Origin of the sequence: Pseudomonas sp. 65/3-MNA-CIBAN-0223, assembly GCF_040310425.1 — a bacterium.
In the GTDB taxonomy this organism is placed as follows: domain Bacteria; phylum Pseudomonadota; class Gammaproteobacteria; order Pseudomonadales; family Pseudomonadaceae; genus Aquipseudomonas; species Aquipseudomonas gregormendelii.
This window is the reverse complement of sequence record NZ_JBEOPV010000001.1, coordinates 54,861-75,945: the sequence shown is the minus strand read 5'-3', so window position 1 is coordinate 75,945 and position 21,085 is coordinate 54,861. Positions and strand designations below refer to the sequence as shown.

At 60.9% G+C, this 21,085-nt stretch carries 20 protein-coding genes; 8 read left to right on the top strand and 12 right to left on the bottom strand.

The genetic code is table 11. The features are described from left to right. The first annotated feature begins 18 nt into the window (after window positions 1–18). Window positions 19–813 (top strand): enoyl-ACP reductase FabI, encoded by a 795-nt coding sequence (gene fabI, locus AAEZ09_RS00335; RefSeq protein WP_008152082.1) that lies wholly within the window; start codon window positions 19–21, stop codon window positions 811–813. Window positions 814–876: 63 nt separating this feature from the next. On the opposite strand, the gene AAEZ09_RS00330 is transcribed toward fabI, so the two are convergent. The 5 genes from AAEZ09_RS00330 to AAEZ09_RS00310 form a co-directional block, all read right to left on the bottom strand. Next, the gene (locus tag AAEZ09_RS00330) at window positions 877–1,455 is read right to left on the bottom strand and encodes a hypothetical protein (RefSeq protein WP_350597463.1); all 579 of its coding nucleotides are present in this window, start codon (window positions 1,453–1,455) and stop codon (window positions 877–879) included. 1 nt (window position 1,456) lies between these two features. Next, window positions 1,457–3,625, bottom strand: coding sequence for a xanthine dehydrogenase family protein molybdopterin-binding subunit (locus AAEZ09_RS00325; RefSeq protein WP_350597461.1), 2,169 nt, complete (start codon window positions 3,623–3,625; stop codon window positions 1,457–1,459). Window positions 3,626–3,644: 19 nt separating this feature from the next. Then, window positions 3,645–4,100 carry a (2Fe-2S)-binding protein gene (locus AAEZ09_RS00320; RefSeq protein ID WP_045061614.1) on the bottom strand — a complete coding sequence of 152 codons (456 nt, stop codon included), beginning with the start codon at window positions 4,098–4,100 and terminating at the stop codon, window positions 3,645–3,647. Between the two features lie 174 nt (window positions 4,101–4,274). After that, a complete protein-coding gene (locus AAEZ09_RS00315) occupies window positions 4,275–5,429 on the bottom strand; it encodes an NnrS family protein (protein WP_350597820.1) in 1,155 nt (384 codons plus the stop codon). Next, window positions 5,429–5,677, bottom strand: coding sequence for a transmembrane sensor/regulator PpyR (locus AAEZ09_RS00310; protein WP_205892717.1), 249 nt, complete (start codon window positions 5,675–5,677; stop codon window positions 5,429–5,431). The genes AAEZ09_RS00315 and AAEZ09_RS00310 overlap by 1 nt, the downstream gene beginning before the upstream one ends. A gap of 234 nt (window positions 5,678–5,911) precedes the next feature. Here AAEZ09_RS00310 and AAEZ09_RS00305 point away from each other — a divergent pair, with 234 nt between their 5' ends. After that, window positions 5,912–6,754 (top strand): helix-turn-helix transcriptional regulator, encoded by an 843-nt coding sequence (locus AAEZ09_RS00305; RefSeq protein ID WP_350597458.1) that lies wholly within the window; start codon window positions 5,912–5,914, stop codon window positions 6,752–6,754. Here AAEZ09_RS00305 and AAEZ09_RS00300 read toward each other — a convergent pair. After that, window positions 6,736–7,323 (bottom strand): LysE family translocator, encoded by a 588-nt coding sequence (locus AAEZ09_RS00300; RefSeq protein WP_350597456.1) that lies wholly within the window; start codon window positions 7,321–7,323, stop codon window positions 6,736–6,738. The two genes, AAEZ09_RS00305 and AAEZ09_RS00300, sit on opposite strands and share 19 nt — an antisense overlap. 181 nt (window positions 7,324–7,504) lie before the next feature. Here AAEZ09_RS00300 and AAEZ09_RS00295 point away from each other — a divergent pair, with 181 nt between their 5' ends. Together AAEZ09_RS00295 and AAEZ09_RS00290 are read left to right on the top strand one after the other, a co-directional pair. Further along, window positions 7,505–8,608, top strand: coding sequence for a bifunctional transcriptional activator/DNA repair enzyme AdaA (locus AAEZ09_RS00295; protein ID WP_045061618.1), 1,104 nt, complete (start codon window positions 7,505–7,507; stop codon window positions 8,606–8,608). Then, entirely contained in the window at window positions 8,605–9,231 is a 627-nt protein-coding gene (locus AAEZ09_RS00290; RefSeq protein WP_502947554.1) for a DNA-3-methyladenine glycosylase family protein, read from the top strand. Before AAEZ09_RS00295 ends, AAEZ09_RS00290 begins: the two co-directional genes overlap by 4 nt. 20 nt (window positions 9,232–9,251) lie before the next feature. On the opposite strand, the gene AAEZ09_RS00285 is transcribed toward AAEZ09_RS00290, so the two are convergent. The 3 genes from AAEZ09_RS00285 to AAEZ09_RS00275 all read right to left on the bottom strand — a co-directional run bounded on the left by AAEZ09_RS00285 (window position 9,252) and on the right by AAEZ09_RS00275 (window position 12,461). After that, entirely contained in the window at window positions 9,252–10,349 is a 1,098-nt protein-coding gene (locus AAEZ09_RS00285; protein WP_350597454.1) for an extracellular solute-binding protein, read from the bottom strand. A 2-nt stretch (window positions 10,350–10,351) separates the two neighbouring features. Further along, a complete protein-coding gene (gene aguA / locus AAEZ09_RS00280) occupies window positions 10,352–11,476 on the bottom strand; it encodes an agmatine deiminase (RefSeq protein ID WP_350597452.1) in 1,125 nt (374 codons plus the stop codon). 100 nt (window positions 11,477–11,576) lie between these two features. Further along, window positions 11,577–12,461: a LysR substrate-binding domain-containing protein gene (locus AAEZ09_RS00275; RefSeq protein ID WP_350597450.1), complete on the bottom strand. Its 885-nt coding sequence runs from the start codon at window positions 12,459–12,461 to the stop codon at window positions 11,577–11,579. A gap of 304 nt (window positions 12,462–12,765) precedes the next feature. On the opposite strand from AAEZ09_RS00275, the gene AAEZ09_RS00270 reads away from it, so the two are divergent. Together AAEZ09_RS00270 and AAEZ09_RS00265 are read left to right on the top strand one after the other, a co-directional pair. Next, window positions 12,766–13,170: a PaaI family thioesterase gene (locus AAEZ09_RS00270; protein ID WP_350597449.1), complete on the top strand. Its 405-nt coding sequence runs from the start codon at window positions 12,766–12,768 to the stop codon at window positions 13,168–13,170. Window positions 13,171–13,216: 46 nt separating this feature from the next. Then, entirely contained in the window at window positions 13,217–13,705 is a 489-nt protein-coding gene (locus AAEZ09_RS00265) for a GFA family protein (protein ID WP_350597447.1), read from the top strand. 122 nt (window positions 13,706–13,827) lie between these two features. Here AAEZ09_RS00265 and AAEZ09_RS00260 read toward each other — a convergent pair whose 3' ends face one another. Next, a complete protein-coding gene (locus AAEZ09_RS00260) occupies window positions 13,828–14,436 on the bottom strand; it encodes a MiaE family protein (RefSeq protein WP_350597445.1) in 609 nt (202 codons plus the stop codon). Between the two features lie 161 nt (window positions 14,437–14,597). On the opposite strand from AAEZ09_RS00260, the gene uspL reads away from it, so the two are divergent. Beyond that, entirely contained in the window at window positions 14,598–15,461 is an 864-nt protein-coding gene (gene uspL / locus AAEZ09_RS00255; protein WP_045061625.1) for a universal stress protein UspL, read from the top strand. A 79-nt stretch (window positions 15,462–15,540) separates the two neighbouring features. On the opposite strand, the gene AAEZ09_RS00250 is transcribed toward uspL, so the two are convergent. Next, window positions 15,541–16,011 (bottom strand): DUF1289 domain-containing protein, encoded by a 471-nt coding sequence (locus AAEZ09_RS00250; RefSeq protein ID WP_010459705.1) that lies wholly within the window; start codon window positions 16,009–16,011, stop codon window positions 15,541–15,543. Between the two features lie 567 nt (window positions 16,012–16,578). Here AAEZ09_RS00250 and acnB point away from each other — a divergent pair. Further along, window positions 16,579–19,188 (top strand): bifunctional aconitate hydratase 2/2-methylisocitrate dehydratase, encoded by a 2,610-nt coding sequence (gene acnB, locus AAEZ09_RS00245; RefSeq protein ID WP_205892754.1) that lies wholly within the window; start codon window positions 16,579–16,581, stop codon window positions 19,186–19,188. A 154-nt stretch (window positions 19,189–19,342) separates the two neighbouring features. On the opposite strand, the gene AAEZ09_RS00240 is transcribed toward acnB, so the two are convergent. Further along, a complete protein-coding gene (locus tag AAEZ09_RS00240) occupies window positions 19,343–20,623 on the bottom strand; it encodes a serine/threonine transporter (RefSeq protein ID WP_045061627.1) in 1,281 nt (426 codons plus the stop codon). Window positions 20,624–21,085 lie beyond the last annotated feature (462 nt).

The window sequence follows — 21,085 nt, the reverse complement described above, 5'->3', positions numbered from 1 at the left end:
CTGAAAGAGGAGCAACACATGGGTTTTCTCGCCGGTAAGCGCGTACTGATCGTCGGTGTCGCCAGCAAGCTGTCCATCGCATCCGGCATCGCTGCCGCCATGCATCGCGAGGGCGCTGAGCTTGCCTTCACTTATCAGAACGACAAACTCAAAGGTCGTGTCGAAGAGTTCGCACAAAGCTGGGGTTCCAACCCGGACCTGTGCTTCCCGTGCGACGTGGCCAGCGATGAAGAAATCGCCAAGGTCTTCGTTGAACTGGGCAAGAAGTGGGACGGCCTGGACTGCATCGTGCACTCCGTAGGTTTCGCTCCGGGCGACCAACTGGACGGCGACTTCACCGAAGCCACCACCCGTGAAGGTTTCCGCATCGCCCACGACATCAGCGCCTACAGCTTCGTAGCCCTGGCCAAGGCCGGTCGCGAAATGATGAAGGGCCGCAACGGCAGCCTGCTGACCCTGTCGTACCTGGGCGCCGAGCGCACCATGCCGAACTACAACGTGATGGGCATGGCCAAGGCTTCCCTGGAAGCTGGCGTACGTTACCTGGCCGGTTCCCTGGGCCCGGACGGCACCCGCGTCAACTGCGTATCGGCCGGTCCGATCCGCACCCTGGCCGCTTCCGGCATCAAGAACTTCCGCAAGATGCTGGCCGCCAACGAAGCGCAAACCCCGCTGCGTCGTAACGTCACCATCGACGAAGTCGGCAACGCCGGCGCCTTCCTGTGCTCGGACCTGGCGTCCGGCATCAGCGGTGAAATCATGTACGTAGACGGTGGTTTCAACACCACTGCGATGGGTAGCCTGGAAGAGTAATCTTCGGTTAGCCGATAAAAAACCCGCCGACTTCGGCGGGTTTTTTTTGAGCTCGGCGCTGAGTCAGATGCCCCGGACCGGGCATGGCCCTCCCGCCTCCGCCCACAGCTTGAACTGGGCGACAAAAATATCGTGTGGCACCGGCACAGGCGCCCGGCCAGCTCCCGGGTTCCAGCCCCAGAGCACCAGCTTGTCGTCGCTGACATGCTTGATCAGCGCGGCGAAATCACGGTCGCCGTTGGCCTTGCGATCCTTGATCATTGCGCACAGCTGATCGGCCGGCAGGCCGATCCAGGCCATCTTGTGGGCGGCCGGCGGCAGGCTCCAGTGGGGCGCACCGGGTGGCGCATTGGGGCCGTAACTGGCCGGCGGATTGGCCTCGGCGTGACAGGTGATACAAGGCAGACCTGCAGCACCCTTGCCGTCCATACCCCGCACGACATTCATCGCATGGGGCGTGCCGGCATCGAATTGCAGCGGAGAATCCCCCGGAATATGGCAGTTCTGGCAACGCGGGCTCTGGAAGACTTTCTGCACGGTATCAAAGGCCTTGAGCGCTTCACTGTCGTCCGCGAACAGGTCCTCGGTGTAGGCCACCAGGCCAAGAAGCATCACCGCGCCCAGCATCAGATGTCGTTTCATCTCACACCCCCGACAGTTGCAACGGCAGTTCCCGCAGGCGCTGCCCGGTCAAGGCGAATACGGCGTTCGCCACTGCCGGTGCCGTCGGCGGCACACCCGCTTCGCCGATCCCCCCGGGCTTCTCGGTACTGGGCACGATATGCACTTCAACCACCGGCATCTCATTGAGGCGCAGCACTTGATAGTCGTGGTAATTGGACTGCTCCACCTTGCCGTTCTTGAAGGTCAGTTTGCTGTGCAGGGCAAACCCCAGGCCGAAGGCAATGCACGACTCCATCTGCGCCGCGATGCTCTGCGGGTTGACCGCAATGCCGCAGTCCACTGCGCACACCACCCGATGCACGCTAATCGCCAGGTTGTCCTGGGACACTTCGGCCACCTGGGCGACGTAACTGCCGAATGACTCGTGCACCGCCACGCCCAACGCATGGCCGTCCGGCAACGTTGCCTTCCAGTTGGCCTTTTCCACTGCCAGGTTCAGCACGCCGAGATGCTGCGGATGGTCCTTGAGCAGCGTGCGTCGGTACTCCACCGGATCCTGGCCCGCCGCCTCGGCCAGTTCGTCGATCAGTGATTCCATGACGAATCCGGTATGGGTATGCCCCACCGAACGCAGCCACAGCACATTGATTCCCGTGCTCGGCGAATGCAGTTCGACCTGATGGTTGGCCAGGTGCTGCAGATAGGGACTGTCCGCCACGCCCTCGACAGAGGTCTTGTCGATGCCGTCCTTGACCATCGTTGCCTCGAGCATGGTTCCGGCCATGATCGACTGCCCGACCAGTACATGCTGCCAGGCGATGGGCAACCCACCCGCATCCAGGCCAATGCGCGCCTGATGCAGGAATGCCGAGCGGTAATAGCCGCCACGGATGTCGTCTTCGCGGGACCACACCGTCTTCACCGGCGCGCCTGCGGCCTTGGCCACCTGCACCGCTTCGGCGACAAAATCCGAAGTCGGATTGGCCCGGCGCCCAAAGCCACCACCGAGGAACTCGGTATGAATCTCCACCTGCTCGGGTTTCAAGCCGGTAATTTTCCCGGCGATCATCTGGTCCAGAGTCTGAAACTGGGTGCCCGTCCAGATCTCGCACTTGTCCTGGGTGATTTTCACCGTGCAATTGAGCGGTTCCATCGGTGCGTGGGCCAGGTAAGGCACGCTGTATTCGACATCGATGGTTTTCGCCGCCTTGGCCAGGGTGGCCTTGGCATCCCCGGCCTTACTCGCGGGCAGGCCCGGGGTGCCGGCCAGCTTGCGGAAACTTTCCAGCAATTGCTGGCTGTCCAGGCCAGTGTTGGGCCCCAGGTCCCAGTCAATCTTGAGTGCATCGCGCCCCAGCTTCGCCGCCCAATAGTGATCGGCGATCACCGCCACTCCGCTGGGCACCTGCACCACTTTGTGCACGCCCGGTATCGCCAGCGCCGCGGCGCCTTCAAAAGATTTGACGTGGCCGCCGAACACCGGCGTGCGAGCAACCATGGCGGTCATCAAACCTTCGAACTGCACATCCATGCCGAACCTGGCCCTGCCGGTGATTTTCTCCGGCGTGTCCAGGCGCTTGGTGGGTTTGCCGATCAGCTTCCAGTCCTTGGGCTCCTTGAGCTTGATCGAGGCCGGGTCCGGCACTGGCAACTGGCCGGCTTCATCGGCCAGTTCACCGTAGGTGACCCGATTATCTGCGGTGATGACCACCCCCGATTCGGTACGGATCGTCGAGGGCGCGACATTGAAGCGCTTGGCCGCCGCGTCGATCAGCATCAAGCGCGCCGCCGCACCCGCCTGGCGGTAGCGATCGAACTCCATCCAGGTCGAGGTCGAGCCGCCGGTGATCTGCATCCCGCCGAAGCCGGCCAGACCATAATCGGCGGCCGACGCCGGGGAATGTTCGACGAGGATTTTCGACCAGTCGGCGTCCAGTTCCTCGGCGATCAGCATGGTCAGGCCGGTCCAGATGCCCTGGCCCATTTCCGAGTGCCCGAGCAGCACGGTGACGCTGTTGTCGTTGCCGATTCGCAAGAACGCATTCGGCGCAAATACATTGCCCTGATTCTCCGCGCCCAGGGCGAAGCGGTGAGCACCGGGAATGACAAAGGCCACGACAAGCCCGCCGCCAAGCACGGCACTGCCCTTGAGAAACCCCCGACGCGACAGCGGATGACTGCTGTTCATGACCTGCCCTCCCCGGAAATCAACCGATGTCGGCTGCGCGTTTGACTGCCGCGCGGATACGCGGGTAGGTGCCGCAACGGCAAATATTGCCGGACAGTGCCTGGTCGATATCGCTGTCGGTGGGCTTGGGGATTTTTGCCAGCAAGGCTGCGGCAGACATGATCTGCCCGGACTGGCAGTAACCGCACTGGACCACGTCGAGTTCGGCCCAGGCTTGCTGCACGGGATGAGATCCATCGGCGGACAGGCCTTCAATCGTGAGGATCTTCTGCCCATGGGCCACGGCTGTGGCGGGCGTGATGCAGGATCGCAGCGGCGCGCCGTCGACGTGCACGGTGCAGGCGCCGCATTGCGCCATGCCGCAGCCAAATTTGGTTCCAGTCAGGTGCGCGACATCCCGCAGCACCCACAGTAGCGGCATGTCCGCAGGGACATCCAGAGCCTGGTCCTTGCCATTGATGTTAAGCGTCAGCATTGCGGGTTTCCTCAGACTCACGGTGTTCTGAAGGAGCGTCGCTGTGGCCGATCAATGCCCAAGCACGCCTCGAGTGATCCCTACAGCTAAGCGCAAAATAGCGGGCGAGACCGGTTCATCGACCACCGGTCATGTCATTAAAGGGCCCAGCGAGTGTGCACTGGCCGGCAAGCGCTACACCCTGGGCCGCAATAGAATCCGGGTATAGCTCAACAGAAAAAGTACAAAAGCCGCACACCACAGCAGCGCCGACAAGCCCAGGCCGCTGGTGGAAAACGGTACCAGCAGCACCCGACAGACGCCCGCAATCATCAGCAGGGCAAACCCCAGAACGATCGGTTTCGAGGCTGTCAGCGCTCGCCCGGTGTGTCCTAGACCGACCCGGGCAATCATTGCCAGGATCAACCCGCCGACCCCGCCGACGGCCAGCGAGTGACTGGCAAGACTCTGCTGCGACATCAGGCCGGCATGCCACAGCGACATCGCCAGCGCCGCCACTACCAGCCAGGCATATGCGAGGTACAGCGACCACAGCAACGGTACACCCCAGATACCTCGATCATGCCAACGCCACAGGCGCAGCAGGTGCAAGCCCCCGATCAGCAGAAACAGGCCAGACAGCCAAGGATTGGGGACGTCGTTGAACCCGGCCGCGAACGACAGGGCTGCGAGCAGCCCGCCGACGAGCAGGATGCGAGTGGGCCAGGGGTTGGTCACAGGCGCTGGCAGACGATTCAAGCCGCGCTGAATGAAGAACGGAATCACCCGGCCACCGATCACGCTCATCAACGCGCCTGCCAGCCACAACGCCGCGAGCACACCACGACGCTGCAGATCGACGTTGTCGGTCGCCATACCGGCCAGGGTCATCAACTGGCAACCCGCCAGCAGCGCGATCACCAGCAGGACCGGGTAGTTGTCGCGCTTGCCGGACATGACCAGGTCCCTTCCAATGAACCATGCCAGCAACGGCAGGAAAGGCACCTGGGTGGCGATCAGCAGTTCGGCTGGCAACGGCATCATCCACGCCAGCCGCGCCAGCAGCCAGGTCAGCACCAGCCCAATCAGGGGCCAGCCGTGGAGCCCCGGGCGACCGGTCCAGTTGGGCACTGCCGTGAGGAGAAAGCCAGCGATGATTGCCGCAGCAAAACCGAACGGCATCTCATGTCGATGCCAGGCCAACATCCCGCCGATGGGCTGCGCACCCGGCAACCGTCCGTACAACCACAAGCCCCAGACGGCCACGGAAACCGCCGCGAAGCCGGCTCCGGCGAGGAAAAACGGGCGAAAGCCGAGACTGAACAGTGGTGCCGAACCCAACGCGCGCATCAAGCGCATACCCCTGTCAGGCGCTGACCCAGATGATGCTGGGATAACAGGCGCATTACGTAGCCGATCTTCAACAGGGTGGGCCCGATGATGGTCATGGCGTGAAACGACACCAAGGCAGGGATAGGCAGATGTCCGCCGTACAAATACGCGCCATAGATGCCGGCCCCGAGCAGGGCCAGACCGGCTCCAAGGATGCGGCTGGACAGGTGCAGAACATTCTGGGGATGACTGAAGAAGCTGAACATTTTCCGGTACTCCTGAAGGTGTTCGGGTACGAGTGATATATCAAGTCTCGTGCCAACATCCAGGGCCTTGAAAATCAATGAGATGGCGTCCAGGAAGTCATAATGACAATCGTTTATTGAGGTCGATATGACTCCATGTGTTGTCAGAATGACTATGCCAGACATATTCACCAGGGCGAGCCTTTGGCCGCAGGAGCCATTACACTCAACGACTCACCTGCCCAGGATTCGAATATGAAGCGCGCGGTTGCCAGGAATGAAGATCAGCGTCCGCTATTCTGGCGCGATGACGCCCTGCCCTTTGTCGAAGCGCGTTCCATCGCCGACGGTCGCGAGGTGTGTTACACACGCCATTCCCACGAGCATTTTTCCATCGGTGCGATCACGGCTGGACGCAGTACCTATCTCCACGATCAAGCGCAGTCGCAAGTCAGCGTCGGCACCGTCGTGCTGATGAACCCTGGCGACGTGCACGCCTGCAATCCCATCGAAGATGAGCCCTGGTCGTACCTGATGTTTTATGTCGATACGGCCTGGCTTACCGATCTGCAGCACCAACTGGGCTTCAGTCCCGACCTGGCGTTTCGCCGCTTTGCCCTTACGCACGTGCGCGATGCCAGCCTGTTTGAGGGACTGGTCGGGGTGTATGAGGCGTTGATTGATCCGCAGCAGGACCACCTGCAGAAACACAGCGCCCTGGTGGAGTTTTTCAGCGACCTGCAGCTGCGGCTGAACCCGGCCGGGCAAGCGCTGCGTGAACCCAACTTCAAGCTGGAACGTGCAGCGGATTTCATTCGCGACAACTGCACTCGGTTGCTCAAGCTTGAAGACATATGCGCGGCCGCCCAGTTATCGCCGTCTTATCTGATCCGCGCGTTCAAACAACATTATGGGATGACGCCCCACGCCTTCCTGATCAATCGCCGCATCCAGTTTGCCCAGGACCGCCTGCGCAGCGGCCAGTTGATTGCCGATGTGGCGCTTGAAGCGGGATTTGCCGATCAGGCACATTTTCAGCGTGCATTCAAACACCACCTTGCCGCTACACCCGGCCAATATCAAGGCAACAGCAGATAACCCGCGCTCATCACCAGCAAGGCCGCCATCACCCGATTGAACAGACGCATCCCCCGCGGGTTGTTCAGATACCCGCGCAAAAAAGTGCCGGCGTAGGCCCAGCACCCAACCGACAGATAACAGATCACCAGGTACACCGCCGCAAACTGCCAGACCAACCGTGCCTCACCGTCAGCGACAAACGCGCCCATGCCCGCCACGCAGGCCAGCCAGGCTTTCGGGTTGAGCCACTGCATGATCGCGCCATACAGCATCGAGGGCGCGCGGGTTGACCTCGCAGCATCGACCTGGCCATCGTCGGCCGCCAGTTTCCAGGCCATGAACAGCAGGAATGCCACCCCCGCCAGTCTTACCACTTGCGTCAGCGCCGGCCAGCGCTGCAACACTTCATGCAACCCCAGCCCCATCAACAGCAGTAACACCACGAAACCCAAGGTGGCGCCCAGAACATGCCGTTGGCTGGCGCGCAAGCCAAACTGCGCGCCGGAGCTCAAGGCCACAATATTTACCGGCCCGGGGGTGATCGAAGCCACCAGCGCAAACGCGGCCATGGAAACAATCAGACTCATCGCAAACCTCTTCACTCGGTTGAATTGGCCCCCAGACTAAGAAATCGCCACCGCCGAGTATTGAACAAAACACCCCTCGGCAGGCGCACGCACCTGCCGCAGGAGCACTCCTGACGCTCCGGGCGAATTCTTTGTCGATTTACCGGTGGAGCCCCGGCGCGACGCCCCCTATGCTCACGCCATGAACCTACAAAACGCTTCCTTACCGCCCCGCAACGAGATGGTCCGCGCCATGCTTGAACGTGACACCGCCTACGAGGGGGTGTTCTTCACCGCGGTCAAGACCACCGGCATCTTTTGCCGTCCCAGTTGCACGGCACGCAAACCGAAACCGGAGAATGTCGAGTTCTTCGCCCATGCCGATGAATGCCTGTCGGCGGGCTATCGTGCCTGCCTGCGCTGCAAGCCACTGGACGCTGCGGCCATTGCCCCGGACTGGGTGCAAAAGCTACTGGGCGCGGTAGAAGCCACCCCGGATCGACAATGGTCCGATGCGCAACTGCTGGCCGAGGGCATCGAGCCGTTGAAACTTCGGCGCTGGTTCAAACAGCATTTCGGCATGACCTTCCACGCGTGGCTACGCACCCGCCGACTGGGCATGGCGCTAGGCGGCATTCGCCAGGGTGAGTCCATCGACCACGCGGCGTTCGATTCGGGTTATGAATCCCTAAGCGGTTTTCGCGACGCGTTTCAAAAGTCATTCCACATCACCCCAGGCAAAGCAGCCGACAGTGAGCCACTGCTCTTCACCCGCCTGACCACGCCCCTGGGGCCGATGATCGCCATGGCGGAGCGGCGCGGGCTGGTGATGCTTGAGTTTCTTGACCGACCGGCACTGACCCGTGAGCTTGAAGCGCTGCAAAACCGCTATGGCTACGTGATAGCGCCCGGGCATAACGCCCATTTGCGCCAGATCGAAGACGAACTGGCGCAATACTTTGCCGGCAAGCTCTGCGAATTCAGGGTCGCGCTGCATCTGCCAGGCAGCGAATTTTCCAGGCAAGTGTGGGCCGAGCTGGTGAAAATTCCTTACGGCCAGACCAGTACCTATGGCGCCATTGCCGCGATTCTCGGCAAGCCCGGCGCCAGCCGCGCCGTCGGCCTGGCCAACGGGCACAACCGGGTCTCCATCGTCGTCCCTTGCCACCGGGTGATCGGCGCCGATGGCTCGCTGACTGGCTACGGCGGCGGCCAGCCGCGCAAGGCATTCCTGCTGCGCCTGGAGAACGCGGCACTGCAGCTCAGCCAGTTGAGCCTGCCGGGCATGGCGCGCGAAGAAGCATGAGCGCCCTGCCCGACGCGTGGTCGGCTGCCAGCCAGTTTCTGGCCGGCATCGATGACGACTGGCGCCAACATATCGCCACCGTTGGTCCCTGCCTGCATCAGCCACATCCGGCGCGGGATCCCTATGAATCCCTGGTGCGCTCGATTGCCTACCAACAACTGCATGCCCGGGCCGGCGACGCGATCATCGGGCGTTTACTGGCGTTGTTCCCCCCAGGGAATTTTCCGCGCCCGGAGCAGATCATCGCGACTGATTTTGACGCGCTACGCAGCTGCGGTTTTTCGGCAAGCAAGATAGCGACCATTCAGGGCATCGCCGAAGCGGCGGTGAGTGGCGTGGTGCCCGATTACAACACCGCGCGGATGATGGACGATGAAGCGCTGATCGAGCGCTTGATCACCCTGCGCGGGGTTGGCCGCTGGACCTTGGAGATGCTGCTGATCTACGGCCTGGAGCGCCCGGATATTTTGCCGGCGGATGACTTTGGGGTGCGTGAGGGGTATCGGCGGTTGAAGGGTTTGCAGGTGCAGCCTACTCGCCGGCAGATGATTGAGATCGGGTTGGACTGGAAGCCTTATCGGACAGTGGCTTGCTGGTATTTGTGGCGGGTACCTAGCAAGTAGGCCGCATCACCCAAAGCCCATCACAACCCCGACTTCAACCGACTGAACGCCCGAATCAACGCCCGGTTAAACGCCTTCCCATTGTCATTCTTGCTGTACAACGAAGCCCTTACCTCAGCCGAGGGATACGTCCCCGGATCATTGCGAATCGCCGGATCGATCAGCCCATCCGCTGCCGTAATTGCATTGGCGTAATGAATGGTGTCGGTGATCGGCGCAATCACCTGCGGCGTCATCAGGTAGTCCATCAACGCCAGCCCTGCCTGCGGATGCGGCGCGTCCTTGGGTATGACCATGGCATCGAACCAGATCAACGTGCCTTCCTTCGGGATCCGGTAACTCAACTTGAACGGTTTGTTCGCCGCCGTAGCCTGACCGGCAGCAATGGCCACGTTGCCGTTCCAGGACATCGCCACGCAGGTGTTGCCGTTGGCCAGGTCGCTGATGTTCAGGTCGTTATCGAAGTAGCGGATGTAAGGCCGGATCTTGGCTAATTGCTGTTCCGCGAGTTTCAGGTCATCCAGGCTCTGGCGGTTGATGTCCAGGCCCATGTACTTCATGACCGCGGCAAATACTTCGTTAGGGTCGTTGAGCAGGCTGACCCCGCAATCCGCGAATTTCGACACCACGGTCGGATCGAACAACATCGCCCAGCTGTCCCGTGGCGCGTCGGGCAGACGCTGCTTGACCGCCTCCTCCCGATAACCCACGCCTGTGGTGCCCCAGGCGTATATCCCGGCGTAGCGGTTGCCCGGATCGAACACCGCCATGTGCTGGCGGAACTCCTCGCCGACGCCGGCAAAGTGCGGCAGTTGCTGCTTGTCCACCGTCTGGATTGCGCCGCTCTGGATCGCCCGGGACAGATGCTGCCCCGCCGTCAGCACCAGGTCATAACCACTGTGGCCCGTCAGCAGTTTGGTCTCGACGGTTTCGAGGGAGTCGAAGTGATCGGCCACCACCCGAATGCCGGTCTGTTTTTCGAAGTTGCTCAGGGTGTCCGGGGCCAGGTACTCGCCCCAGATGTACAGGTTGACCACCGGTTTGGCGGTGTCGGCGGCCTGCACACACAGGGGTGCAAGCACCAGCAACAACGCTTGAGTCAGTTTGTGCAGGCCCATGGTTAAACCCCCTTCTTGTGGTCAGGAGTGCCGGCGTATTGCGGCATGGTGATGCAGGCGACGTTGCCACCACCGAGGAGGATTTCCCGGGAGTTTTCGATGCCGACGATTTTGTGCCGAGGGAACAGTTCGGCCAGGGTTGCCAGCGCGGTCTGATCCTGCCGATCACCGAACAACGGCACCACAATCGAGGTATTGCCGGCGTAGTAGTTGATGTACGACGCGCAGATTTTCGTCCCCGCCTGGCGGGTGTGGGTGCTGTCCTGCTGATCGAGGCCCTCGGCTTCTTCGCCGGTCCATTCCAGCACATCCGGTTGCGGCAACTTGTGCACGGTCAACTCACGACCACGGCTGTCCCGGGTGCTGCGCAGGATGTCGTAGGCCTCCTGGTAGATTTCCCACTGCGGGTCATCGCGATTATCGGTCCATTGCAGTACCACTTCGCCGGGGCGGACGAAGCAAGCGAGGTCATCGACATGGCCATCGGTTTCGTCGAACTTGCAGCCCCGTGGCAACCAGATAATTTGCTCGGCGCCGAGGTAATCGGTCAGCCGTCGGGTGACTTCCTCCTTGCCCAAATGCTGGTTGCGATTGCGGTTGAGCAGGCACTGCTCGGTGGTCAGGATGCTGCCCTGGCCGTCGCTCTGGATGCCACCGAGCTCGGCAATCAGCGGCGCGCGGTAACGGTCGAAACGTTCGATTTCGAGGATCTTGCTCGCGATCTGGTCGTCCTTGTCCCACGGGTAATACAAGCCGCCGTCGAGACCGCCGTAGGCGTTGAACTCGAAATCCACGCCACGCACGTCGCCGCCGGCATCGTTGACCACAAAGCACGGGCCGCTGTCGCGAAACCAGGTGTCGTTGCAGGTCATTTCTACGACCCGCACTTGCGGCGGCAATTGACGGCGAGCGGTGGCGAATTGTGCTGCGGAGGCACATACAGTCACCGGTTCGCTCTGGGAAATGGCGGTAACAATCTGCACCCAGACTTTCTGTGCAGGTTTGGCGCCGTTGCGCCAAACGTCGGTGCGCTCAGGCCAGCCAAGCCAGCAGCCGGACTTGGTTTCGAATTCACCGGGCAGGCGGAAGCCGTCTTGTTTGGGGGTGGAATCGAGCAAACGTGCCATGGGCATACCTCATCAGCGGGGATTGGAATGACCACAGGCTAAGGTCGCCAGCGCCCTCTTCACCAACGATGATTATTTCGGGATGCTTGAATTTAACTCATCAATCGACCAACTGATCGTTGAACCAATTCAGCATTTGAGCCACGGCCGGACGCTCCAGGCGGACCCGTTCACAGACCAGGGCGTATTGGCCGAGCGCGGTGATGTTGGCCGCGAACGGTCGCACCAGCCGCCCACTGAGCAGGTCTTCCTGTGCCGTGAGGTTATCGCCCATGGCCACGCCCTGCCCCTGGGCAGCCGCCTCCAGCGCCAACCCGGCGTGAGCGAAATACAGTTGTCGCTCCGGGCGCTGGTCGCCGGCATGGCTGGTGAGCCAGGCGGTCCAGGTCTTGCCGTCCTGATCGTCGTGCAGCAGGCAGTGACGGGCCAAGTCTTTCGGGGTTTTAAGCGTACCCTGGTTGAATAGGCTGGGGCTGCACACCGGGAAGAACTGCAACGCCGGCAAGGGCCGCACGAAGTAGGCGCTGCTGTCCACCGGGCCGGTGCCGTAGGTGATCGCCAGGTCGATGTCCTCCCCCGGCGCGGTGGCGTCGATCGGTTGTTCGTAGAGGTGCAAGGTGATGTGCGGATAGCGCGCGTAGAAATCCGTGAGGCGGCTCATCAACCATTTCTGCGCCAGTTCGGCGGTAACCGCCAGGCGCAACACAGCAAGGGATGACGGATCCCGCAGTTCATCGCAGGCCTCGCCGATCAGTTCGAAAGCCTGCTGCAAACTCTGCATCAGGCGCCCGGCGGCCATGGTCGGGCGAATCTGCCGACCTTCGCGGATAAACAGCGACACGCCCAACTGTTCTTCGAGTTGACGGATTTGATGGCTGACGGCGCTGTCGGTGACGCACAACTCCGCCGCCGCCCGGCCGAAATGAGCGTGACGAGCGGCGCATTCGAAAGTTCTGAGTGCTGCCAGGGAGGGTAGTCGTCGCATTGATCAAGGCTCTGTCTCGAGGCGGTCATGCTGACCCGGTAACTGGCACACGTCCACCCCCGTATGAGCTGCCGAAGGCTGCGATCTTTTGATCTTGATCTTAAGCCGCCGCGCCAAAAAAGATCAAAAGATCGCAGCCTTCGACAGCTCCTACAGGCGTTCTACACCTACACCACCTATATGCAGCAGTACCTTTGGCAGCAGTCCATTCAGCGCAACTCCACCCGCCCATCACCCTCCTTTATCCACCATGACTTCCCCCCGAACCCGGCGCATGTTGATCCCTCAACCGGAGGGATTCGCCATGCTCAACGCACTCAAACAGATCAACTCAACCTCAGCCTTCAACCGTTGGGCCGGCTTCGAAGTCACCTACGCCCAAAGCGGTGAAGCCGAACTTACCTTGGTTTTTCGCGAAACCGACATGGCGCAGTACGCCGGCTTCCTGCATGCCGGCCTGATCGCCGCGTTGCTCGACACCGCCTGCGGTTTTGCCGCCGGGACGGTCGCCGGCAACGTGCTGGCGTCGCATTTTTCAGTCAACTGCCTGGCACCCGCTGTCGGTGAAGTGTTCATCGCCAAGGGGCGGGTGGTGAAGGCCGGGAAGAAGCAGGTGTTCGCCCGCGCCGAGTTGTTCGCGCAAACCGGTGACGAGTTAAAACTGGTGGCGACCGGCGACGCGATTCTGGTGCCGGTCGACAGTCGCTAAGGGTCTAGGCTGTCTTGAATCGATTCGAGAACAGCCGGAGGTCCTCATGCAGCTCGAAGGTTCATGCCATTGCGGCGCGGTGTCGTTCAGCCTCACCAGCGCTCATCCCTACCCTTACCAGCGTTGCTACTGCTCGATCTGCCGCAAGACCCAGGGCGGCGGCGGTTATGCGATCAACCTCAGTGGCGACGCCAGCAGCCTGAAGGTGCGCGGGCGCAAGCACATCGCGATCTACCATGCGCGGCTCAAGGACGTGGGTGATAAACGCGCCCATAACAGCACCGCCGAGCGGCATTTCTGTTCTGTTTGCGGGACTGGGTTGTGGCTGTTCAGCCCGCAATGGCCGGAGTTGATTCATCCGTTTGCCTCGGCCATCGACACCGCGCTGCCGGTGCCACCGGAGCACACGCATTTGATGCTGGGTTCGAAAGCGTCGTGGGTGGAGGTTGAGGTGAAGCCCAAGGACCAGCAGTTCGACGTCTACCCCGAGGAGTCCATTGCCGATTGGCATATACGCCTCGGTCTGGAAAAGTAGTCACAGTCTCTGTGGTGAAGCGGTTCTACTGCCTTGCGGATGACGTTTTTTGCAGGAGCATGGCTTGCCCGCGATGGCGATTTAGCGGGCGTCATCACGGGAAAGCCTCGTTTATACGGGGGTTATGCGGCGGTTGGGATGCCGCTGTGGAAACGGAATTCGACGTCCGGTGATTGGATCAGCTCCTGCTCGGCCGCACGCACCCGGTCGATCACCTGGGCAACATCCTTCGCATCCCCATACTGGTAAGCCAGTTTCAAATAACCCTGGAAATGCCGGGCCTCGCTTTTGAGCAGGCCGAAATAGAACTTGCCCAATTCTTCGTCCAGATGTGGCACCAGGGCTTCGAAACGCTCACAACTGCGGGCTTCGATAAATGCGCCGACCACCAGGGTATCCACCAGTTTTACCGGCTCATGGCTACGCACCACCTTGCGCAGGCCCGAGGCGTAACGCCCGGCCGACAGTTGGCGCAGCTCGATCTTGCGCTTCTTCATCAAGCGCATGACCTGTTCATGGTGCACCAGCTCTTCCCGAGCCAGGCGCGACATCAGGTTGATCAGATCGACGTGTGAGTGATACTTGGCGATCAGGCTCAACGCCGTGCTGGCCGCCTTGAATTCGCAGTTCTTGTGGTCGATCAGCAGGGTTTCCTGATCCGCCAGCGCGGCTTGAACCCAGCCGTCGGGGGTGCGGCAGCCGAGGAACTCGTGAATTTCGGGAAGGATCATGGGGCTCACGCAAAGAAGGTACAAAACGAAGGGCGCCGATTATACCGGCCTGCCGCCAGACCACCAGTCGCTTACCGTTGATATGCATCAAGTCCCGGATGCGTGGCCAGCAACTATAGTTGTCCCACGCAGCATTTTTCCATCTCCCGGAGATCCCGATCATGCAAGCCATCCGCAGCATCCTGGTGGTCATCGAGCCCGAACACTCGGAAAGCCTCGCGCTCAAACGCGCAAAACTGATTGCCGGCGTGACCCAGGCGCATCTGCATCTGCTGGTGTGCGACCGCAAGCACGACCATGGCGGCATGCTCGGCGTGCTCAAGGCGGCGCTGTTGGCGGATGGCTACAGCGTCACCACCGAGCAGGCGTGGAACGAAAGCCTGCATGAAACCATCATCGATGTGCAGCAGGCTGAAGGTTGCGGCCTGGTGATCAAGCAGCACTTCCCCGACAGCCCGTTGAAAAAAGCCCTGCTGACGCCGGCGGACTGGAAACTGTTGCGGCACTGCCCGTGCCCGGTGCTGCTGGTGAAAACTGCCCATCCGTGGAAGGACGGGGTGGTTCTGGCGGCCATCGATGTCGGCAACACCGACCTGGAGCACCGGCACCTGCACAACATCATCATCGATCATGGCTACGACATCGCCAGCCTGGCCAAGGCCCGCCTGCACGTGATCAGCGCCCATCCGTCGCCCATGCTGTCGTCGGCGGACCCCACCTTTCAACTCAGCGAAACCATCGAGGCGCGATATCGCGAACAATGCCGGGCGTTCCAGGCCGAGTTCGACATCGACGATCAGCACTTGCACATCGAGGAAGGGCCGGCTGACGTGCTGATTCCGTTCATGGCGCACAAGCTGCGTGCAGTGGTGACGGTGATTGGCACCGTGGCGCGGTCCGGGTTGTCGGGGGCGTTGATCGGCAATACCGCAGAGGTGGTGCTGGATGCGGTGGAGAGTGATGTGCTGGTGCTCAAGCCGCAGGAGATCGAGGATCATCTGGAAGAGGTGGTGGCGCGGCATTAAAGCAAAAGCAAGATCAAAAGATCGCAGCCTTCGGCAGCTCCTACGCGCCTGTGGGCGCTGCGATCTTTTGACTTTAAAGTCAGCCGCCGAAGGCGTCTTTCAGGAAGCCAGGGGCGATATAGCGCTGGTAGTGCGCCTCCGACAGCAAAAAGAACTCCCGATCAATCGCATCGCGCAGCTCCGGCAGGTTCCAGTCGCGAAATTCCGGCATCAGCACCATCCCGTAAGCCTCCAGGTTGTTGATCACCCGAGCCCCCCGGGCGATCAGCTGATAGGCCCAGCAATATTCCGACTGGTGCGGCACGAAGCGAATCTTGCGCTGTTCCAGCTGCAGCCGCAGGCGCTGGGGGTCGAAAATCTCCAGCTTGCTGGCCATGACCTGGGACAACAGCTGCTCCAGCCGCAGCCACACCGCGCGCTTCTCCTCCTCGTTGTAACCATTCCAGTTGATCACTTCGTGATGGAAACGCTTGCAGCCACGGCACACCAGGTCACCGTAAACAGTGGAGCAGAGGCCGACGCAGGGGGTCTTGATGGTCTGATTGGGCATAGTTAAGGAGAACACGGGAAAGCAGGACAGGTCGGCATGTTAGCCCTTTGTCTAACATTGATCACCCCTCAATCTTGAGGGGCGGAGGGTCTATTGGACTTTGGCACCGGCCGCGTTGCGCGCCTACGTGCGCGAAGCTGCGTTGCGGGATTTGCCAAGGGAACAACCATTAGCGGCATCCCGCGCCTTGCCTCGCACACGTAGGCGCACAACGCGACTCGCCACCAAAGTCCAATAGACCCTCACTTACCTTTAATTTTTTTTTGCCGTAGAATCAGCCAGCCTTTTAAGGCGCCAATGTCCGTTAGAAGCTGTTTTCAAAGCGTCACGAGCACAGTCGTTCCTTCAGAGCGGTGTTGGCGAAGGGTTTTTCCAGCGGGGAAAAGCCCAACGCCAACCCTCATCAGCTCCCCGTTCTGCAGGCGTAAAACTTTGAAAGCAGCTTCTGTAAGGAATTGTCGGTAATTCTGGCTAAGCGGCCCACAACGCCGCGCAGCGCATGAGTACGGCAATTTCGGGATGAGCGTCCCGGACACCCATTTGGGACCACTGATGAGGGTAATAACTGTGCTTGAAGCCTACCGCAAACATATCGAAGAGCGTGCAGCACTGGGTATCGTTCCCCAGCCGCTTAACGCCGAACAAACTGCAGGCCTGGTCGAGCTGCTGAAGAATCCCCCGGCTGGCGAAGAAGCTTTCCTCGTTGACCTGATCACCAATCGCATTCCGCCAGGCGTGGACGAAGCCGCCTATGTAAAGGCCGGTTTCCTGTCTGCCCTCGCCAAAGGCGAAGCCACTTCCCCTCTGATCGACAAGAAGCGCGCTGTTGAACTGCTCGGCACCATGCAGGGCGGCTACAACATCGTGACCCTGGTTGACCTGCTCGACAGCGCCGAACTGGCCCCTGTTGCAGCCGCTCAGCTCAAGCACACCCTGCTGATGTTCGATGCGTTCCACGATGTCGCGGAAAAAGCCCGCAACGGCAACGAACACGCCAAAGGCGTGATCCAGTCCTGGGCTGACGGCGAGTGGTTCAGCAACCGTCCGACCCTGGCCGACAAGATCAGCCTGCGCGTGTTCAAGGTCACCGGCGAAACCAACACCGACGACCTGTCCCCTGCCCCAGACGCCTGGTCCCGCCCGGACATCCCGCTGCACGCCCTGGCCATGCTGAAAATGGCTCGCGAAGGCATCGTGCCGGACGAGCAAGGCAAGACCGGCCCGATGAAGCAAATCGAAGAAATGCGCGGCCAGGGTTTCCCTATCGCCTACGTCGGTGACGTGGTCGGTACCGGTTCGTCGCGTAAATCCGCCACCAACTCGGTGCTGTGGTTCTTCGGCGACGACGTGCCATACGTCCCGAACAAGCGTGCTGGCGGTTTCTGCTTCGGCAGCAAGATCGCTCCGATCTTCTACAACACCATGGAAGATGCCGGCGCCCTGCCGATCGAATTCGACGTCACCAACATGAACATGGGCGACGTGATCGACCTGTATCCGCATGCTGGCAAAGTCTGCAAACACGGCACTGACGAAGTCCTGACCACCTTCGAAATGAAGACTCCGGTGCTGTTGGACGAAGTTCGCGCCGGCGGCCGTATCCCGCTGATCATCGGTCGCGGCCTGACCGACAAGGCCCGTGCCGAACTGGGCCTGGGTCCAACCGACCTGTTCAAGCTGCCAGAAGCACCTGTCGATACCGGCAAAGGCTTCACCCTGGCACAGAAAATGGTCGGCAAGGCCTGCGGCCTGCCAGAAGGCAAAGGCGTTCGTCCTGGTACCTACTGCGAACCGAAGATGACCACCGTCGGCTCCCAGGACACCACCGGTCCAATGACCCGTGACGAACTCAAAGACCTGGCGTGCCTGGGCTTCTCGACCGATCTGGTGATGCAGTCCTTCTGCCACACCGCGGCCTACCCAAAGCCGATCGACGTGACCACCCACCACACCCTGCCAGACTTCATCATGACCCGCGGCGGCGTTTCCCTGCGTCCAGGCGACGGCATCATTCACAGCTGGCTGAACCGCATGCTGCTGCCGGACACCGTCGGTACCGGTGGTGACTCGCACACCCGTTTCCCAATGGGCATTTCGTTCCCGGCCGGTTCCGGCCTGGTAGCGTTCGCCGCAGCCACTGGCGTCATGCCACTGGACATGCCGGAATCGATCCTGGTGCGTTTCAAAGGCAAAATGCAACCGGGCGTCACCCTGCGTGACCTGGTTCACGCCATTCCTTACTTCGCGATCCAGGCTGGCCTGCTGACCGTTGAAAAGAAAGGCAAGAAGAACGCCTTCTCCGGCCGCATCCTGGAAATCGAAGGCCTGGACGACCTGAGCATCGAGCAGGCTTTCGAGCTGTCCGACGCCTCGGCCGAACGTTCGGCTGCCGGTTGCACCATCAAGCTGTCGAAAGAGTCGATCACCGAGTACCTGAACTCCAACATCACCCTGCTGCGCTGGATGATCGGCGAAGGCTACGGCGATGCGCGTACCCTGGAGCGTCGTGCCCAAGCGATGGAAGCCTGGGTTGCCAACCCTGAGCTGATGGTTGCCGATGCTGACGCCGAATACGCTGAAATCATCGAAATCGACCTGGCCGACATCAAGGAGCCTGTGCTCTGCGCGCCGAACGATCCGGACGACGCCCGTCTGCTGTCCAGCGTTGCTGGCGAGAAGATCGACGAAGTGTTCATCGGTTCGTGCATGACCAACATCGGCCACTTCCGCGCTGCGGGCAAGTTGCTGGAGCAGGTCAAGGGTCAGCTGCCAACCCGTCTGTGGCTGTCGCCGCCGACCAAGATGGACGCTCACCAACTGACCGAGGAAGGCTACTACGGTATCTACGGCAAGGCTGGCGCGCGCATGGAAATGCCGGGCTGCTCGCTGTGCATGGGTAACCAGGCCCGTGTAGAGCCGAATTCGACCGTCGTGTCGACTTCGACCCGTAACTTCCCGAACCGTCTGGGTGACGGCGCGAACGTCTACCTGGCTTCGGCTGAGCTGGCGTCGGTGGCTTCCATCCTGGGTCGCCTGCCGACCGTCGAGGAGTACATGGAATACGCTGGCAAGATCGACAGCATGGCGGCTGATGTCTACCGCTACCTGTCCTTCGACCAGATCGCCGAGTTCCGTGAAGCTGCAGCGAACGCCAACATCCCGGTCGTTCAAGCCTAACGTTACAGCGCAATGAAAAACGCCGCCCATCGTGAGATGAGCGGCGTTTTTTTATGCCCTGAAAATCAAAAGATCGCAGCCTTCGGCAGCTCCTACAGGGGAATGCATTTACCCGTAGGAGCTGCCGAAGGCTGCGATCCTTTGATCTTGCTTGTCAGGCACTCAGCGAATAGATCAACGCCGATATCGCCACCAGCCCCACCGCCGTCACGAACACGTTCGAAGCCTGCCCGCGATACCGCGCCATGGCCGGTACCTTGCGAATCGCGTACATCGGCATCAGGAACAGAATCGCCGCAATGATCGGTCCGCCCAGGGTTTCGATCATCCCCAGGATACTCGGGTTCAGCGTCGCCACGATCCAGCAGACCACCAGCATGAAGGCCGCCGTCATGCGGTCCAGGGTCTTGGCTGCCGGACGCTTGCCGCTCTTGACGATCAGCCCCTTGAGCCCTTCACTGGCGCCGATGTAGTGCCCCAGGAACGACTTGGAAATCGCCACGAAGGCAATCAGTGGCGCAGCAAAGGCAATGGTCGGGTTGCTGAAATGGTTGGCCAGGTACGACAGGATCGACAGATTCTGCGCCTTGGCTTCCGCCAGCTGCGCCGGCGACAGTGTCAGCACACAGCTGAAGACGAAGAACAGCACCATCACCACCATCAAAGCGTGGGCGCGGGACAGGATCTGCGAGCTGCGCTCTTCGGCATGTTCACCGTAGCGACGCTTCTGATCCACCGCGAAGGCCGAGATGATCGGCGAGTGGTTGAATGAGAACACCATCACCGGAATCGCCAGCCACAGCGTATGCAGTAACGCCGAGGGTGCCGGCACTGTGGTCGCGGTAGCGAGGATGCCACCATTCCAGTGGGGAATCAGGAACACCGCCAGGAACAACAGCGCGACGATAAACGGATAGACCATCAGGCTCATGGCCTTGACGATCACCTGTTCGCCGCAACGCACCACCGCCAGCAGGCCCAGAATCAGCACCAGCGACAGTACCGCGCGCGGTGGCGGCATGATGTGCAGTTGATGCTCGAGGAAACTGCCCACGGTGTTGGTCAGCGCCACGCTGTAGATCAGCAGGATCGGGAAGATCGCGAAGAAGTACAGCAAGGTGATCAGCGCGCCGGCCTTGATCCCGAAATGTTCTTCAACCACTTCGGTGATGTCGGCGCCTTCGCGCCCGGACAGCACGAACCGGGTCAGGCCGCGGTGCGCGTAGAACGTCATGGGGAACGCCAACAGCGCAAGAATCATCAGCGGCCAAAAGCCGCCCAGACCCGCATTGATCGGCAGGAACAGCGTGCCGGCGCCGATGGCCGTGCCAAACAGCCCCAACATCCAGGTGGTGTCATGGCGATTCCAGCCTTCGAGGCTGGTGGGTTTCGTCGCTACATAGCGTTCGTCGACGCTATTGGCCTGATCATTCATCCGGTCGGATCTCCGCATTCCGGTCACTTGCCACTCGGTCAGGACGCGTCGGAAAAAACCGACAGACATGTCCGGCCGAAACAGGGGCGCGATTCTCCGCGATAACTGAGCAGAAGCAAAGACTTAGCTGAGGAATGGTCGTGCGTGGCAGATCGTCGACTTGTCGTTATCAGCACAAAAGCTGTCGTTATCAGCTGGCTTATCTGTCGCTTTCAGATATGTCGCTGCGTAGCGATGCGCTGGAGTTAATTCGGCTCATCCCCAATCTATGATTTCAAGCCGATTGCACAGGCCGAACACACCAGAGCGCGCGCCGCCCAGTATCCTGGTGGCACACTGGATAGCCGGCGTGCCACCGACCTTGCTTCTTGCGTGAACCCGTCCAGAATCAAAGCACTACTGCGCAAATGACAACGATTGCCAGACTGTCAGGGAATCAGCATTTTTGACCCATTTGCGCTG